The sequence below is a fragment of the Cupriavidus sp. 05T41 genome, assembly GCF_056396525.1.
On sequence record NZ_JBFTLQ010000031.1, the window covers coordinates 22,345 to 38,448 of the forward strand.

18 protein-coding genes and 1 tRNA gene are annotated in these 16,104 nt (G+C 65.7%); 8 read left to right on the forward strand and 11 right to left on the reverse strand.

The genetic code is table 11. The features are described 5' to 3' along the window. Positions 1–147 precede the first annotated feature (147 nt). On the forward strand, positions 148–1,626 hold the full coding sequence (locus AC1DKV_RS19355; protein ID WP_441612417.1) for a sensor domain-containing diguanylate cyclase: 1,479 nt from the start codon (positions 148–150) through the stop codon (positions 1,624–1,626). Between the two features lie 127 nt (positions 1,627–1,753). On the opposite strand, the gene lpxO is transcribed toward AC1DKV_RS19355, so the two are convergent. Together lpxO and AC1DKV_RS19365 are read right to left on the reverse strand one after the other, a co-directional pair. Next, the gene (gene lpxO, locus AC1DKV_RS19360; protein WP_441612418.1) at positions 1,754–2,656 is read right to left on the reverse strand and encodes a lipid A hydroxylase LpxO; all 903 of its coding nucleotides are present in this window, start codon (positions 2,654–2,656) and stop codon (positions 1,754–1,756) included. Positions 2,657–2,816: 160 nt separating this feature from the next. Beyond that, positions 2,817–3,128: a hypothetical protein gene (locus AC1DKV_RS19365; protein ID WP_441612419.1), complete on the reverse strand. Its 312-nt coding sequence runs from the start codon at positions 3,126–3,128 to the stop codon at positions 2,817–2,819. Between the two features lie 202 nt (positions 3,129–3,330). Between AC1DKV_RS19365 and AC1DKV_RS19370 the strand changes: the two genes are divergently transcribed. Next, positions 3,331–3,630: a hypothetical protein gene (locus AC1DKV_RS19370; protein WP_441612420.1), complete on the forward strand. Its 300-nt coding sequence runs from the start codon at positions 3,331–3,333 to the stop codon at positions 3,628–3,630. A 155-nt stretch (positions 3,631–3,785) separates the two neighbouring features. Here the strand turns inward: AC1DKV_RS19370 and AC1DKV_RS19375 are convergent, their stop codons facing one another. Next, entirely contained in the window at positions 3,786–4,469 is a 684-nt protein-coding gene (locus AC1DKV_RS19375) for a Fe2+-dependent dioxygenase (RefSeq protein WP_441612421.1), read from the reverse strand. A 260-nt stretch (positions 4,470–4,729) separates the two neighbouring features. On the opposite strand from AC1DKV_RS19375, the gene AC1DKV_RS19380 reads away from it, so the two are divergent. Together AC1DKV_RS19380 and AC1DKV_RS19385 are read left to right on the forward strand one after the other, a co-directional pair. Then, entirely contained in the window at positions 4,730–5,017 is a 288-nt protein-coding gene (locus AC1DKV_RS19380) for a hypothetical protein (protein WP_441612422.1), read from the forward strand. A gap of 114 nt (positions 5,018–5,131) precedes the next feature. Continuing rightward, positions 5,132–5,539, forward strand: coding sequence for a hypothetical protein (locus AC1DKV_RS19385; RefSeq protein ID WP_441612424.1), 408 nt, complete (start codon positions 5,132–5,134; stop codon positions 5,537–5,539). 57 nt (positions 5,540–5,596) lie between these two features. Here the strand turns inward: AC1DKV_RS19385 and AC1DKV_RS19390 are convergent, their stop codons facing one another. From AC1DKV_RS19390 to AC1DKV_RS19405, 4 genes are all read right to left on the reverse strand, one after another. Beyond that, positions 5,597–5,839, reverse strand: a complete 243-nt coding sequence (locus tag AC1DKV_RS19390; RefSeq protein WP_441612425.1) for a hypothetical protein — start codon at positions 5,837–5,839, stop codon at positions 5,597–5,599. A 234-nt stretch (positions 5,840–6,073) separates the two neighbouring features. Further along, positions 6,074–6,355: a hypothetical protein gene (locus AC1DKV_RS19395; protein WP_441612426.1), complete on the reverse strand. Its 282-nt coding sequence runs from the start codon at positions 6,353–6,355 to the stop codon at positions 6,074–6,076. Positions 6,356–6,455: 100 nt separating this feature from the next. Then, entirely contained in the window at positions 6,456–7,205 is a 750-nt protein-coding gene (locus AC1DKV_RS19400) for a DUF1266 domain-containing protein (protein WP_441612427.1), read from the reverse strand. A gap of 428 nt (positions 7,206–7,633) precedes the next feature. Next, positions 7,634–7,710 (reverse strand) — tRNA-Arg (locus tag AC1DKV_RS19405). Between the two features lie 123 nt (positions 7,711–7,833). Here AC1DKV_RS19405 and greB point away from each other — a divergent pair. Continuing rightward, positions 7,834–8,415 (forward strand): transcription elongation factor GreB, encoded by a 582-nt coding sequence (gene greB, locus AC1DKV_RS19410; RefSeq protein WP_441612428.1) that lies wholly within the window; start codon positions 7,834–7,836, stop codon positions 8,413–8,415. An 18-nt stretch (positions 8,416–8,433) separates the two neighbouring features. Here greB and AC1DKV_RS19415 read toward each other — a convergent pair whose 3' ends face one another. The 4 genes from AC1DKV_RS19415 to AC1DKV_RS19430 form a co-directional block, all read right to left on the reverse strand. Beyond that, a complete protein-coding gene (locus AC1DKV_RS19415) occupies positions 8,434–10,851 on the reverse strand; it encodes a RelA/SpoT family protein (RefSeq protein ID WP_441612429.1) in 2,418 nt (805 codons plus the stop codon). Between the two features lie 266 nt (positions 10,852–11,117). Continuing rightward, complete coding sequence (gene rpoZ / locus AC1DKV_RS19420; protein ID WP_006578656.1) at positions 11,118–11,321, reverse strand: DNA-directed RNA polymerase subunit omega; 204 nt, start codon at positions 11,319–11,321, stop codon at positions 11,118–11,120. An 82-nt stretch (positions 11,322–11,403) separates the two neighbouring features. Continuing rightward, a complete protein-coding gene (gene gmk, locus AC1DKV_RS19425) occupies positions 11,404–12,057 on the reverse strand; it encodes a guanylate kinase (RefSeq protein ID WP_441612430.1) in 654 nt (217 codons plus the stop codon). A gap of 5 nt (positions 12,058–12,062) precedes the next feature. Then, entirely contained in the window at positions 12,063–13,004 is a 942-nt protein-coding gene (locus AC1DKV_RS19430) for a YicC/YloC family endoribonuclease (protein ID WP_441612431.1), read from the reverse strand. A 178-nt stretch (positions 13,005–13,182) separates the two neighbouring features. On the opposite strand from AC1DKV_RS19430, the gene AC1DKV_RS19435 reads away from it, so the two are divergent. The 3 genes from AC1DKV_RS19435 (at position 13,183) to rph (ending at position 16,091) form a co-directional block, all read left to right on the forward strand. Next, positions 13,183–14,238, forward strand: coding sequence for a serine/threonine protein kinase (locus tag AC1DKV_RS19435; RefSeq protein ID WP_441612432.1), 1,056 nt, complete (start codon positions 13,183–13,185; stop codon positions 14,236–14,238). A gap of 54 nt (positions 14,239–14,292) precedes the next feature. After that, complete coding sequence (locus AC1DKV_RS19440) at positions 14,293–15,207, forward strand: PP2C family protein-serine/threonine phosphatase (RefSeq protein ID WP_441612433.1); 915 nt, start codon at positions 14,293–14,295, stop codon at positions 15,205–15,207. 164 nt (positions 15,208–15,371) lie between these two features. Beyond that, positions 15,372–16,091, forward strand: a complete 720-nt coding sequence (gene rph / locus AC1DKV_RS19445) for a ribonuclease PH (RefSeq protein ID WP_441612435.1) — start codon at positions 15,372–15,374, stop codon at positions 16,089–16,091. The last annotated feature ends 13 nt before the right edge of the window (positions 16,092–16,104 follow it).

The window sequence follows — 16,104 nt, forward strand, 5'->3', positions numbered from 1 at the left end:
CGCGTAGGCTTTTACGCCACACACCTCCCCATTTTTCTCCCCGCTGCCCTATGCTATCGGCGGTGCGCGCATGGCAGCGGTCCGGCAAAGGCCCGGACGACCGGGTCAGCCGGCCCGGCGCGCCAACGGGAAAGGGAGAAAAACACATTGACGGCCACCAGCGACGCGTCGCGCATCGACGACGAATACAAGACCCTGTTCCGGCTCGCGCCGGTTTCGCTGTGGCTCGAAGACTTCAGCGCGGTGCGCGAGTACTTCCAGGTCCTGCGGGCACGGGGCATCACTGACTTGCGCAGCTACCTGCGCCAGCATCCGCGGGAGGTCGCGCGGTGCTCGGCGCTGATCCGCGTCTTGGACGTCAACAAGCGCACGCTGGACCTGTTCCGCGCCTCCGACCTGGCCGACCTGGTCAGCAATCTCGACACCGTCTTCCGCGACGACATGTTCGACCAGCATGTCGAGGAGCTTGGCCAGCTATGGGACGGCGGGCTGCATTTTTCCAGCCAGACCGTCAACTACACGCTCGAAGGCAAGCGGCTGGACATCCGCCTTGAGGCGACCGTCATGCCCGGCCACGAAGACACCTGGGCGCGCGTACTGCTGTCCATCGAGGACATCACGGTGCGTGTGTCCACCGAGCGCGAACTGCGCCGCAGCGAGCAGTACGCGCTTGGCTTGTTCGAACATTCGCCGGTCTCGCTGTGGGTGGAGGACTTCAGCGCCGTCAAGCTGCTGCTGGACGAAGTGCGCGGCGCGGGCATCACGGATTTCCGCACATTCCTCAACGTGCATCCCGATTTCATCTCGCGCTGCATGCAGGAAATCCGCGTGCTCGACGTCAACCAGCAGACGCTCCTGATGTTCAGCGCCTCGTCCAAGGCAGAGCTGCTGTCGCGCCTGGGCGATGTGTTCCGCGACAATATGCGCATCCAGTTCGCCGAGCAGCTGATCGACCTGTGGAACGAAAGGCTGTGGCAGCAGCGCGAGGTCGTCAACTACGCGCTGGATGGCCGGCCGGTCGACGTGTTCATGCAGTGGTCGGTCTTTCCGGGCCACGAGGCGGACTGGGACCAGGTGCTGGTCTCCCTGACCGACATCACCGCGCGCAAGAAGGCCGAGGCCTACGTGGAATTCCTCGGCAAGCACGATGTGCTCACCAAGCTCTACAACCGCGCCTACTACGAGGATGAGCTGGCGCGCCTGGGCCGCAAGGGGCCGTGGCCGGTCAGCGTGATCGCGCTGGACCTGAACGGGCTCAAGCAGGTCAACGACCAGCTTGGCCATGGCGACGGCGACGCGCTGCTGCGCCGTACCGGCGAGGCGCTGAAGAAGGCCGTGGGCGACCAGGTCTGCGTGGCGCGCGTCGGCGGCGACGAATTCATGGTGCTGCTGCCGGGACGCGACGAGCGCGGCGTGGCCACCGTGATGGAACAGATCCACCAGGTGGTGGAGCTCAACAACCAGTTCTATCCCGGCACCGCGCTGAGCCTGTCGATCGGCACCGCCACCTGCCATATCGGCGAGCGGCTGAGCGACGCGATCAAGCTTGCCGACGCGCGCATGTACCAGGCCAAGCGCGCCTACTACGAGGCGCTGGACGACGAGCGCGAGCGCCGGCGCCGCTGAGACAGCGAGGGCGCGGCGCAGGCGCGCGGACGACAGGAGACAGAAGGCAGAAGGGCCGGCGAATGCCGGCCCTTCTGCCTGGGAGACGAGGCGCGGCGCTCGCCGCGCCGGCCTCGCCGATGCTTCCTCAGAGATACACGATCAGCGCCACGCCGGCGGCAATCAGGCCGAACTTGACCACGTAGTACGCCTGGCGGTTCCAGGCCTTGAAGCGGCGGCGATACTGCCCGCCCACCCAGACGATGCGGAACAGCCGGTTGATCATGCCGGTCTGGTCGCTTTCTTCGTTGGGCGAGCTCGCGGCGGTCATGACCTTGCGACCCATCCAGCGATTGACCTTGCCGGCCCAGCCGAAACGCATCGGGCGCTCGATGTCGCAGAACAGGATCAGCCGGTTGCTGTCGCTCTTGTTCTCCGCCCAGTGCAGGTAGGTCTCGTCGAACACCACGCCCTGGCCGTCGCGCCAGCTATGGCGCTCGCCGTCGACCTCGATGAAGCAGCGGTCGTCGTTGGGCGTGGCCAGGCCGAGGTGATAGCGCAGCGAACCGGCGAACGGATCGCGGTGCGGGTTGAGCTTGCCGCCGGGCGGCAGCTCGGCGAACATCGCCGCCTTCACGCTGGGCAGGCCGCGCAGGAGTTCCACCGTCCGCGGGCACAAGACCTCGGCGGACGGGTGGCGCGCCTCATACCATTTCAGGTAGAAACGCTTCCAGCCGTATTTGAAGAACGAGTTGAAGCCCGCGTCGTCGTTCTTCTCGGCAGCCTTGATCTTGCGCATCGCGGCCAGCGCCAGCCCTTCGTCGCGGATCTGCGGCCAGGCGGCGCGGATCTTCTCGAGCTCGGGGAACCGGTCGACGGGAATATACGGCGTGCGCGGCACGCCGGAGAAGATGTACATGAAGCAGTTGACCGGCGCCACCAGCGCCGAATGATCCAGCAGCTGGCGCCAGATGCGCAACCTCACCTTGCCGCGGAAATGCACGTAAAGGACCGCGCCCAGATACGCCGCGACGATTATCCACTTGATCACCCGAAAATCCTCCAAATCAGCAACACTAAGCGCCGTTGCCCGGGACGGGGAACGGCGCAGCGGCGGGGGCGAAAACCCGTAGTGTAGCGAAACGGCAGTCGCCCTGCCGAATGAGATTTAAAAGGCACGCCTGGCCGGCACGGAGCCAGCGTGGCCGCGCTCAGGAATTGCCGCGCGATTGGCGGGCGATGCGTTCGATCAGTGCGCTGGCATCGTCGGGCAGGCCCTGCAGCGTCAGCAGCCGCGCATTGAGCACCATGTTCTCCAGCACCAGCTTGGCGGTGGACGCCCACATGGTGGCGAGGAGGTCGTCCGCACGCATGCCCGCGGACTCCATCGCGCTCGAGCGCTGCGCCACCAGGCGGCACACCAGGCCGCGCAGCGTGGCATCGTCGAAGGGCAGGTCGGCGTAATCGATCGGGTCCTCTTTCTCGACTTCGACCATCAGTTGCATCAGCATCTCTTCGGTCATCGGCAAGCTCCTGGAAACGGCCGGCGGACATGACAGTCCTGATGACGACGCTAATCCGCGCGCATCGGCTTGTCAATGCGGCGCACGACCGGCACGTAGTCCGATGACTCAGGGAAAGCGATAGACAAGTCCCATCGCCTGGCGCTGAACAAAGCGGGTAAGCTCCTGTCTCACTAATTCCACTAACCAAACACTAGCGTCCATGACCAAGCGTTTGTTGTCAGCCATGCGCCAGTATGCGTGGTTCGGCGGTGTCAAACACCACGTAGTCCAAGGCGTCGAAGCACTGGCCACCTTGCTCAAGTCTCCCGCAGTCGCGGCCCGCGCAGTGGCCGCAATCGTTGCCGAAACCGAACAGGGCGTGCAGGTGTGGGTGTCCTACTTCGGCAAGCCGATGGATCCGCATACCACCTACGTCTTCTGGCCCACCCGCGCCCTCAAACCCGCGCGACGGCGTGTTGCCATGGTGCCGTTGCCCCCGCAGCGGCGCGATCGAGAATAGCCGCTCACCATCACCGCTTTCCATCACTGCAGCGCCCTGGCCGGCAACCGGCCCGAAGCGTAGCGGCGGGCGCCGGCCTCGAAAGATCCGGTACCCGCCCCGCATCTCCCTCCCCGCTGCCATCCCTCCCGCTGCCCCATTTTCCGCCTCCCGGCTCAGGCATCGGCCCAGCGGCGCAGCAGGTTGTGATAGACCCCGGTCAGTCCCACCACGGCGGGTTCCCTATGGCTCAGCGCCCGCGCCACGCGCTGGATCTGCGTGTCCAACTCGAACAGCACCGAGCGCTGGCCATCGTCGCGCACCATGCTCTGGATCCAGAAGAATGAGGACACGCGCGCTCCGCGCGTGACCGGACTCACGTGGTGCAGGCTGGTGGCGGGATACAGCACCATATGGCCGGCCGGCAGCTTCACGCGCTGCTGGCCGTAGGTATCCTCCACCACCAGCTCGCCGCCGTCGTAGTCCTCGGGTGCCGTCAGGAACAGCGTCGCGGAGAGGTCGCTGCGAATGCGGAAACTGGTGCCGCGCAGATGGCGGATGGCATTGTCGACATGGTTGTCGAACCCATGCCCGCCCTCGTAGCGATTGAACAGCGGCGGATAGACCTTGAGCGGCAGGGCGGCGGAGAAAAACAGCGCATTGGCGCCCAGCGCGTCCTGGATCAGGTCGCCGACCTGGCGCGCCACCGGCGAGCCCTCGGGCAATTGCAGATTGCGCTTGGCCAGCGCCGACTGGTGCCCGGAGGTGGCGTTGCCGTCGGTCCACTGCGCAGCGTCCATCAGTTCGCGGCATTGGGCCACCTGGGCCGGCGTCAGCACATCGGGGATCTGCAGCATCATGATTTCGGGTACCTCGGCAAGACAGTGGGCAAGGTTGGGGATTGGCCGTGACGGGCGAGCGCCGATTGTATGAGAAAGCACCCCGCCACTCAAATAGGAATCATTTCCATTTAATGCATACTTGATCTGGAGCAAGATGGGCCACGCAAGCAGGCCACGGTGATGGATGCGGCTCTTCCTGTAGGCCTCGCTCCGACAGCCGGGTCTCCGCCCGGCCACTACAATGAAGCTCACCCGGCCATCATGTGAAGGAGACGGAAATGCCCGAACCGGTACACGACGAAGCGTTGGTCAACCTCTACCTCGAGCAGATTTCCGCCCTGTCGATCAGCGCCTTCGACGGCGCCGACATCGCCAAGGAACTCGGACAACTCGTGCAGGAAGCCGCCCGCCAGTGCGCGGCGAGCAAGACGGCACCCGCTGGCAACAACCTGAGTGTGCTGGTCGAGCGCCTCGATGCGCGCGCCGAGGCCGCGCAGCGCGAGGACCAGCCGCAGGTGCGCGATACGTTCGCGCGTGCCGCCGAACTCGCCAGGATGCCAGCCTGAAGCCGGCACAGCGTCCTTGCCCGGCGCCGCGGCGCTGAACCTCCCGGGCCATGGCGGCCTCTAATCGCTATCGCCCGGTGTCCGCCGGGCAGCCAATGCTGAAGTGAACGCACCATGCGCCGCGCCCTGCTCCGCCTGCTACTGGCTTTCCCGCTGTTATCGCTGGGCGCCTGCGCAACCTACGACAACGGCTACGGCTATTCCCCATACAGCCCCTACGACCCCTACGGCTTCTACCAGCCCGGCGTCGCGTATCCGCCGGTCGGCTATGGGTATGGGTATGGCTACGACTATGACTATCCGCTGCCGTTCTACGGCGGTTTCTACGGCGGTGCCGTCGTCTACAGCTACCACTCTCATGGCTACCGCGGACCCGGCCACGGCTGGTATCACTATCGTGGTGGCTACCCCTATCACGGCATGGGACATGGCTACTATCACGGCGGCGGTAGCTGGAGCGGAGGCTCGGGACGCGTTGGCGGCCCTGGCGGGCGCAGCGGAGGCGGACGGGGGCGGCGCTGAGATTGCCGGTCTGGAGCCTGCGCGCAAGGCCGCGCGCAGGAGATCGACGCAATTCGGCTAGGCCTTGCCGCGCGGCGTGCGTGCGCTGGCGGCCAGACCTCCCAGCAATTCCTGGAGATAGCGATTGACCTGGTCCAGCGCTTCGAGCTTGGCACCGAAGGTCTGGAGCGGGAACGGATTATGGCGCTTCGCCACCACCGCGCCGTCCAGCGTGCGGATGACCTCGACCAGGATTGCCCATTTCGCCTTGGGCAGCGACTGGACTTCGTAGATGATCTTGTAGCCGTTGAACTCCGGCATGATGGCACCTCCGTGCTGCTGCACGCGGAACAGGCCACGTGCTTCAGCTTCAGAGTAGGGCGCCCCACAATGCGCCATCATGATCGCGATCAAACGCAGAAGAAGAATGCATATCACGACGTGATATGCGATGTTGTGCAATTTGCAATAACACTGGGAAGTGTGCCCCGAGGCACGCCAAGCCGCCTGGAGAGGCTCCGCGCGACCTCGGCCAGGCTTGAAGCAATGCGTGCGCTACCCCTCCGCGCGCCCCACGAGCTTGTCGACTATCTGGTAGCCCGCGGCAAAAGCGGCCTCCTCGGCCGCGCGCCGGCTTGCGAAGGGCACGCCGTCGCCCGACGAACGCTCGGTGTCGCCCGCATCGGACGGATCCGCACCCTCCTGGGCCACCCTCACCTCGTAGCGCCATTCGCCCAGACCGCCGACGGAGGCGACGCCGTCGGTCCGTTGCTGGGACACCAGGACATAGACATCCATGCCGCGATAGGCTTCGACGCGCCAGTCCGAATTGCTCATGAAATCCTCCCCGGTTGCCTGTCGTCGGGCACCGCGCACAAGCGCCGCGCCTCCGCTCCAGCCTAGCCCGCGCGTCGCGGGCAAGCAAGGCGGCGTAGGCCTACATCGCGATACGGCCGGGGTAAGGCGTGGCGCGCCAGGGGCTGGCGGGATCGTCGATGCAGGCTCTCGCAAACGACATATGGTGCGTGAGCCCGCCATCGGGGCCGCCCCACATCGCACGCCCGAGCAGATAGCTATGCATGACATGCTCCCACGACGCGAACTGCGCGAACACTTGTGCCGCCGCGCGCTCGATCACAGCCCAGGCCTGCACTTCGCTCTGCATCCCGCAGTCATAGGCCATGCGCGCGACATGGACGGCGCGGCTCATGTCCCATGCCAGCACGCCGCGAGCGAGGTCCTCACCCGAGGCGACGAAGCCATCCGCGCGCAGCCCCGGCAGCGCTCGCTCCAGATTGTCGATGCACCGCGCCAGGCGCACGGGATCGAAGAACTGGTCAAGCAGCACGATCTCCCGCTCGCGCGCCGCGCGCGGCGCGGTGAACAGGATCCGGCAAACCTGTGGATACAACGCGCGATGCCCCTCCTCCAGCAACCAGGCCAGCGTGCCCCGCGCTTCGCCGGGCGTATGGATATGCCAGCCATCGGCAAGCGCATGGGCCTGCGCGCGCGGCTCGGCACCTGTGCCGAGCCCGCGCACGTCGCCATCGAAGCGTCCGTCGTGGAGCAGGCCAAGCAGCAAGCCGCACGCACGCTCGCCGTGAGCCTGCATCGGGCCGCCCCCGGCAATGCCGCCGCGCGGCTTGCCCCTGCCAGCCGGGCGGCAAGCCGGCGCAGGCAGTGGCACACACGAAATGCGGCTACGTGGCGGGCGCCGGGCGGCGCCCGCCAGCATGGCAAACAGCAAGGCAAGAACGAACCAGGGCAAAGGTCGCATCGAGGAAGCTCCCAAGGGATGCGTTCGGAGAATGCGATCGCCCTGCACGAACTGCCGGAAGCAAGGCTGCGCGGAAGCGATCGAGAGACAAGCGCGCATCGGTTGCGCGCCGGATCAGAGATTAGCGATCCGCAATCCCCCTCGCGATGCGAAGACTCTGAATCGCTTGCGCGAGCGCGCGCATTGCCGGAAGCGAGGCCGACGTAGAATGGGCGGAACCGGGGAGGGGATCGGGGAGTTCGGGCGGGACAAGCAGATCCGGAAACGGAGCCCGGAAATGCAGAAAATGGAGCCAGAAATGAAAAAGGGCTTCCATTTCTGGAAGCCCTTTTAATAGGTGGTGCGGCTGGCAGGATTCGAACCCACGACCCCTTGGTTCGTAGCCAAGTACTCTATCCAACTGAGCTACAGCCGCACTCGAGAAGGAAATTATATCGTACTTTCAGAGTTTGTGAACCCCCTTTGTGCTTTTTTTCGCTTTTTCTGACAGCGCACCCGGACTTTCTATAATGAGAGCCCTCTCGAAGTGATTCACACCATGAACAAGGCATTTGTCAAAGAGTCGTCCGACGACGAGGACGACGACCTCCCCGAAGGCGCAACCCCGCTGCCGCCGGGCAGCAAGAACTACATCTCGGCGCAAGGCTACCAGCGCCTGCGCGACGAGCTGATGCACCTGATCGATGCGGCACGCCCCGAGGTGGTCCAGATCGTGTCGTGGGCGGCGTCCAACGGCGACCGCTCGGAGAATGGCGACTACCACTACGGGAAGAAGCGCCTGCGCGAGATCGATCGCCGCATCCGCTTCCTGACCCGGCGCCTGGACAAGGCCGAGGTGGTGGACGCCTCCCTGCAGGGCGACAACGACCAGATCTTCTTCGGCGCCACGGTGACCTACGCCAACCAGGCGGGCGAGGAAACCACCATCACCATCGTCGGCATGGACGAGGTGGACCTCGACAGCAACCACGTGAGCTGGATCTCCCCGATCGCGCGCGCGCTGATCAAGGCGCGCGAGGGCGACACCGTCCCCTTGCGCACGCCCGGCGGAGTCGAGCAGATCGATATCCTGGAAGTCCGCTACCCGGCGCGGGCCGCTGCGCAACCGGACAAGGCGTGAACCCCGGCCGCAGGCACGTCAGCTGTCGTTGCGGTCGCGGAAGATGCGGATCACGTCGGGATTGCGCCTGAGCGCCCGCATGACGTTCGCGAGGTGCAGGCGATTCTGCACCTGGATGATGAACTGCATATAGGTGGCTTCCTGGTGGCCGCCCTCCTGCTGCTCCATCGCGACGTGCGCCACGTTGGCGTCGGCCGAGGTCAGGTCCGCCGCCACGCGGGCGACGATGCCCTTGACGTTGCGCACCATCACCTTGATCGAGACATCGAAGGCACGCGTGGTCTTGCGCGCCCACATCACGTCGATCCAGTGCTCGGGATCCTTGCTGTGCAGGCGCTTGGCCACCTTGCAGTCCTGCACGTGGATCTGCAGGCCTTCACCCTTGCCCAGGTAGCCGACGATGGAGTCGCCGGGAATCGGGCGGCAGCATGCCGAGAAGATCATCGACATGCCTTCGTCGCCGGTGATCGGCACCGCCGGCGCTTCGTCGCCGGCGAAGGTCTGCACCGCGGCGAGCAAGGCGCTGTCGACATCGCCGGACAGTTCCTGCAACAGGATTTCCATGCGCTTGGCCACCACGGCGGGCACGCGCCGCCCCAGCGCCAGGTCGGCGAAGATGTCCTCGCGGTGCTTGTTGCCGGTCCATTGCACCATGCGGTCCCATACCGATTGCGGTAGCGCCTTCAGTTCGATGCCGAGCTGGCGCGCGGACTGCTCCAGCAGGCGCTCGCCGAGCTGGATGGCTTCGTCGAGCCGCGTGGTCTTGAGATAGTGGCGGATTGCCGCGCGCGCCTTGCCGGTGCGCACGAACGCCAGCCACGCCGGGTTGGGCTTGGAGTACGGCGCCGTCACCACCTCGACGATGTCGCCGCTCTTGAGCTCGGTGCGCAGCGGCAGCAGCTCGTTGTTGATCTTGACCGCGACGCACTGGTTGCCCAGGTCGCTGTGCACGGCATAGGCGAAATCAAGCGCGGTGGCGCCGCGCGGCAGCGCGCGGATATGCCCCTTGGGCGTGAACACGTAGACCGCGTCGGGGAACAGATCGATCTTGACGTGCTCGAGGAATTCCTGCGAATCCCCGGTCTGGCTCTGGATATCGAGCAGCGACTGCAGCCACTGGTGGGCCTGCTGCTGGATGTCGTTGGCCTGGTCGGCCTGGTGCTTGTACATCCAGTGCGCGGCCACGCCGGCTTCCGCGATCTGGTGCATGTCGCGCGTGCGGATCTGGAACTCCACCGGCGTGCCGAACGGACCCACCAGCGTGGTGTGCAGCGACTGGTAGCCGTTGATCTTGGGGATGGCGATATAGTCCTTGAACTTGCCCGGCATGGGCTTGTACAAGCCATGCAGCGCGCCCATCGCCATATAGCAATGCATCTGCGTTTCCACCACCACGCGGAAACCATAGACATCCAGCACCTGCGAAAACGACAACTGCTTGTCGTGCATCTTGCGGTAGATGCTGTACAGGGTCTTTTCGCGCCCGGACAGTTCGGCCACGATGCCCGCGTCGCCCAGCGCTTTCTGCGCCGTCTCCAGGATGCGCCTGACCACCTCGCGCCGGTTGCCGCGCGCGGCCTTGACCGCTTTTTCGAGCGTGGCGTAGCGGAACGGCGAGCCGACCTTGAAGGACAGTTCCTGCAGTTCGCGGTAGGTGGTGTTGAGACCGAGCCGGTGCGCGATCGGCGCGTAGATCTCCATGGTCTCGAGCGCGATCCGGCGCCGCTTTTCGGGCGGCACGAAATCGAGCGTGCGCATATTGTGGGTGCGGTCGGCCAGCTTGACCAGGATCACCCGCACGTCGCGCGCCATGGCCAGCAGCATCTTGCGGAAGCTTTCCGCCTGCGCCTGCTCGCGGCTCTGGAATTCGAGCTTGTCCAGCTTGGTCAGGCCATCGACCAGTTCCGACACCTTCGGGCCGAATTTCTCGGCCAGCTCGCTCTTCGTGATGCCCTGGTCTTCCATCACGTCGTGCAACAGCGCCGCCATGATGGACTGGACATCGAGCTTCCAGTCCGCGCACAGCTCGGCCACCGCCACCGGATGCGTGATGTAGGGCTCGCCGCTCTGCCGGTATTGCCCCAGGTGGGCCTCGTCGGAGAACTGGAAGGCCTCGCGCACGATGGCCTGGTCGACCGGCTTGAGGTAGGCGAGCTTTTCCATCAGCCGGGTGATCGAGATCACCTGCTGGCGCGGCGGCACCGCGGGCTGCGAGGTAGGACCGAAGAAGTGGCGGTAGGACTGCGCCAGCACTGCGTCGATGAACAACGCGTCGCCCGACGCGGCTGCGACAGGCGCCTCGTTCAGCTCGCCTTCGGCCGCGGCGTGCGCGGCCCTGCCCTTGCCCGAGCCCATTGCGGGCGCGACACCACGCTCGCCAACGACATTGTCGCCGAGCGGATCAGGAAGATTGGGAGCGCCTGTGCGTGCGGTCACGTTCGGCTGACCGCTCCCGGCACGCTTGCGCGGAACGGGCGGCATTGCGTCGCCGCCCGCATCACCAGGCCCTTCTCCGTGCGAGCGCGCCGGCGCGGCCGTGGGGCTCGCCGTTGCGGCAGGAGGAGAAGGCTGGGATGAAGACATAAGGGCGGCCTCTGAAATCTGGCTGTGCAATCGTGTTCGCGGACAGGTACGTTAGCAGATGCAGCAAGTGCTGAATGCAAAGGTACGCATTGCGAAGACTGGCCACGGCCGCCCGAAGATCAGGTAGGTACCTTCTTGAGCATCTCGATGCCGACCTGGCCCGAGGCGATCTCGCGCAGCGCCACCACGGTGGGCTTGTCCTTGGCCTCGACCTTGGGTGTGTGACCCTGCACCAGCTGACGGGCCCGGTAGGTCGCCGCGAGCGCGAGCTCGAAACGGTTCGGGATGTGTTTCAGACAATCTTCGACGGTAATACGCGCCATATCAAATCCACCTTGGGACAAAACCTATGCGATGCCGGCTATTTTACAGCACGCGGCAAAAAACGTTCCCGCGCGCTCCGGCTCAATGAATTCCGAGCTCGATGAACAGCTCGGTGTGGCGTGCCTTCTGCGATGAAAACCGCAGACGGGTTGCACGGATCACGCAGCGCAGCTGCTCCAGTGCCTGCTCGAAAACCTCGTTGATGATGACGTAGTCCGACTCGGAGGCGTGCGCCATCTCGCTGCCCGCGGCAAGCAGCCGCCGCACGATCACCTTGGGCTCGTCCTGGCCGCGCTTGTTCAGGCGCTCCTCGAGCGCTGACAGCGACGGCGGCAGGATGAAGATCTCCATGGCGTTGGAGAAGCGCTGGTGCACCTGCTGCGCGCCCTGCCAGTCGATTTCCAGCAGCACGTCGTTGCCCTGGGCCATCTGCTGCTCGATCCAGACGCGCGAGGTGGCGTAGTAGTTGCCATGCACCTCGGCCCACTCGAGGAACTCCCCGCGGTCACGCGCCGCGCGGAAGGCATCCACCGTGGTGAAGTGATATTCGCGGCCATCCTGCTCGCCGGGACGCGGCGCGCGGGTGGTGTGGGAAATCGACAGGCGGATGGCCGAATCCTGCGCCAGCAGCGCGTTGACCAGCGTGGACTTGCCTGCGCCGGAAGGTGCCACCACCATGAACAGGTTGCCGGGATAGGCGGTATCGATGGCGACGTGGGGCATGGTTTCACTCATGATGGTTATTCGAGGTTCTGAATCTGTTCGCGCATCTGCTCGATCAGCAGCTTGAGCTCCATGGAGGCATCGGCCAGTTCCTTGGCGGCGGCCTTGGAACCCAGCGTGTTGGCCTCGCGGTTGAGCTCCTGCATCATGAAATCGAGCCGCTTGCCGACCTGGCCGCCCTTCTTGAGGATATGGCGGGTTTCGTTCAGGTGGGCCTGCAGGCGCGAGAGCTCCTCGGCGATGTCGATGCGGATGCCGTAGACCGTGGCTTCCTGGCGGATGCGCTCGCCGATCTCGTCGCGGCTCATCGAGGTCATGCCGTTCGGCGCGACCAGGTTGAACGCTTCCTGCAGACGCTCCGTCAGCTTCTCCTGGTGTTGCGCGATCAGTTGCGGAATAGCGGGCGTGAGCCGCTCGACGATGGCGAGCATGGTGTCGATGCGTTCTTCCAGCGTGGCCTTGAGCGCGTCGCCCTCGCGCCGGCGCGCTTCCAGCAACTGGGCCAGCGCGTCCCTGGCGGCCCCGGTCACGGCTTCGCGCAGCGCATCCTGCGACAGCTCGGGCTCGACCAGGACGCCAGGCCAGCGCAGGATCTCGCCCATGCGCAGCGTGCCGGCCTGGGTGAAGGTGGCCGCCACCGTCGCCTCCATTGCACGGATCTGCGTCAGCAGCGCGTCGTTGAGCGCCAGCGTGGCGCCGCCCGTTCCGGCCTCGGCACGCTGCAGGTTGATACGGCACTCCAGCTTGCCGCGCGACAGCTTGCCCATGAGCATTTCGCGCAGGGCCGGCTCGAAGGCGCGGCATTCTTCGGGGGCCCGGAAGAACAGGTCGAGGAATCGCGAGTTGACAGTACGGAATTCGACCGAAACGGAAGCCGTCCTGCCGGTCGGCGCGCCGTGCGCGTCGGTCAGCGGCGCCTGGCGCGTCGCCAGGCCGTAGCCTGTCATGCTGTGGATCATTGAATAGTCTCGCGAAATGGCCGGCTGGCCGCATGGGTTCTGGCGGCACGGGGAGCCTGCTGCCCCGCTCTTGCGCCGTTCGAACGCCGGAAAGAGGGCCAAAAATGGCCGCAATTGTGTTCTTTACAAGTCATCGATTAGTCAGGACAATCCGGAGGCAATCAAGGTCCCGAATCCTATGACAGAGTCCAAGGGCGCAATACCTCCGAAGAGCGCACCGCTGCCCATTGGCACGCTGCTGTCCAACTATCGTATTGTAAAGAAGTTGGCCAGCGGGGGGTTCAGTTTCGTGTACCTCGCCACTGACGAGACCGGCTCGCCCGTCGCCATCAAGGAGTACCTGCCGTCGTCGCTGGCGCGCCGCAAGCCTGGCGAGCTGATCCCGGTGGTACCGGAAGAAAGCGCCGCGTCGTTCCGGCTCGGGCTCAAGTATTTCTTCGAGGAAGGCCGCTCGCTGGCGCGCATCTCGCACCCCAGCGTCGTGCGCGTGGTGAACTTCTTCCGCGAGAATTCCACCGTCTACATGGTGATGAATTACGAGCTGGGCAAGACGCTGCAGGAACACATCCTGCATGCGCGCCAGCAAGGCCGGGCCAAGGTCCTGCGCGAGCATTTCATCCGCAAGGTCTTCCACGCGCTGATGAGCGGCCTGCGCGAGGTCCATATCCACAAGCTGCTGCACCTCGACATCAAGCCCGGCAATATCTATCTGCGCGAGGACGAATCACCGATCCTGCTGGATTTCGGCGCCGCGCGGCAGATCCTGACCATGGAGGCGGCGCGCTTCCAGCCCATGTACACGCCCGGCTTCGCCGCGCCCGAACTCTACGGCAAGCACAGCGATCTTGGCCCCTGGACCGACATCTACAGCCTCGGCGCCACGCTTTACGCCTGCATGGCCGGCATGCCGCCGCAGGAGGCGAACCAGCGCGAGAAGGATGACCGCATGGCCGAATCGCTCACGCGCCTGCGCACCAGCTACACCGACGGCCTGGTCGACCTGGTCGAATGGTGCCTGCGGCTGACCCCGTCCGAGCGGCCGCAGAGCGTGTTCCGGCTGCAGAAGGAATTGCGCGAGCAGACCAACGCGCTGGGCGAGCAGGCCGCCGCCAGCGCGCCAGCCCCCACCACGGCCGAACGCCCCATCGCCAGCCGCTTCCTGACGCTGCTGCGCAAGCGCGACGAACCTGCCGCCGGCGTCCCCGCCGGAGAAATCGGCGCAGGCGGCGAATAAATCACAACCAGGGCGCCCAGTGCCGCCCTCGAGAAACCGACCCCAACAGCCAACATGCGATTCTCCGTCTACCAGGAAAGCAGAAAAGGCGGCCGCCGCATCAACCAGGACCGCATGGGGTATTGCTTCACGCGCGATGCCCTGCTGATGGTGCTGGCCGACGGCCTCGGCGGCCATGCGCTCGGCGAGGTCGCCGCGCAGCAGGCACTGCAGACCCTGGCCCGCCAGTTCCAGGCGCAGGCCCGGCCGTCGATCCGCAACCCTGCCGATTTCCTGCAGGACACCATCATGCTGGCCCACCGGGAAATCCATCGCTATGCGGAGGCCAACGGCCTGGCCGACGTGCCGCGCACGACGGTAGTCTGCTGCCTGGTGCAGAACGGCCAGATCCATTGGGCGCACGCCGGCGACTCCCGGCTGTACCTGGTGCGCAAGGGCAGCCTGCTGACCCGCACGCGTGACCACTCCAAGATCGAGAACCTGCTGCAGCAGGAGCGCGTCTTGCCGATGCAGGTGGCCAACCACCCCGAACGCAACAAGCTCTACAACTGCCTGGGCTCCCCCAACCTGCCGCTGATCGACATCGGCGGACCGCTGCGCCTGGAGCCCGGCGATGTCGCCCTGCTGTGCTCGGACGGCCTGTGGGGCAGCATCGAAGAGCAATTGCTGGTCGACAAGGTGACCCACCTGTCGGTGGTGCACGCCATCCCCGACCTGATCGAGCAGGCCCTGGAGAATGCCGGCGAAGGCGCGGACAACACCACCGCCATCGCCATGATGTGGGAACTGGACGCGCATCTCTCCAACGAAGAGGCGGTAGCGACCGAAACCCTGCCGCTCAACACCTTCACCACCTCCATCCTCGAGAACAACGGCGGCGACACCGACCTGCTGTCGGAGGAGGAAATCGAGCGCTCCATCGCCGAGATCCGCGCCGCGATCGACAAGACCACCAACTTCATGCGCTGAGCGGGGCCGGGCAATCCGGCCAGGGGGTACCGCATAAGCCACTCTTCGCGCAAAAAGCCGGGAATGGCGCGCCATCCGCGCGCCATGCAGACGCCGAACGGGCGCGCGCGGCCTGGCGGCGGTAAAATCCCGCTCCTGGACTGTCTCCCGAGAAAAAATCCCCCATGCGACCAAGTGGACGCGCTGCCGATGCGCTGCGCCCTATCACCCTGACCCGTCACTACACCCGCCACGCCGAAGGTGCCGTCCTGAGTGCGTTTGGCGACACCAAGGTCTTGTGCACGGCCAGTGTGCTGAGCAAGGTGCCCCCGCACAAGAAAGGCAGCGGCGAAGGCTGGGTCACCGCCGAGTACGGCATGCTGCCGCGCGCCACCCATACCCGCTCGGACCGTGAGGCCGCGCGCGGCAAGCAGACCGGCCGCACGCAGGAAATCCAGCGCCTGATCGGCCGTGCCATGCGCTCGGTGTTCGATCTCGCCGCGCTGGGCGAATACACCATCCACCTCGATTGCGACGTCCTGCAGGCCGATGGCGGCACGCGCACGGCGGCCATCACCGGCGCCTTCGTGGCCGCGCACGATGCCGTCTCCGCGATGCTGCGCGACGGCCTGATCAAGACCAGCCCGATCCGCGACTTCGTCGCGGCCGTGTCGGTCGGCATGGTGGACGGCGTGGCCGTCCTCGACCTCGACTACGCCGAGGACAGCGGCTGCGACACCGACATGAACGTCGTGATGACCGGCAGCGGCGGCTTCGTCGAAGTGCAGGGCACCGCCGAGGGCGCGCCGTTCAGCCGCGCCGATCTCGACGCCATGACCCGCCTGGCCGAGCAGGGCATCGCCGACCTGGTGACGCACCAGCGCCGCGCGCTGGGCCTGGCCTGATGGCTGGATCCCA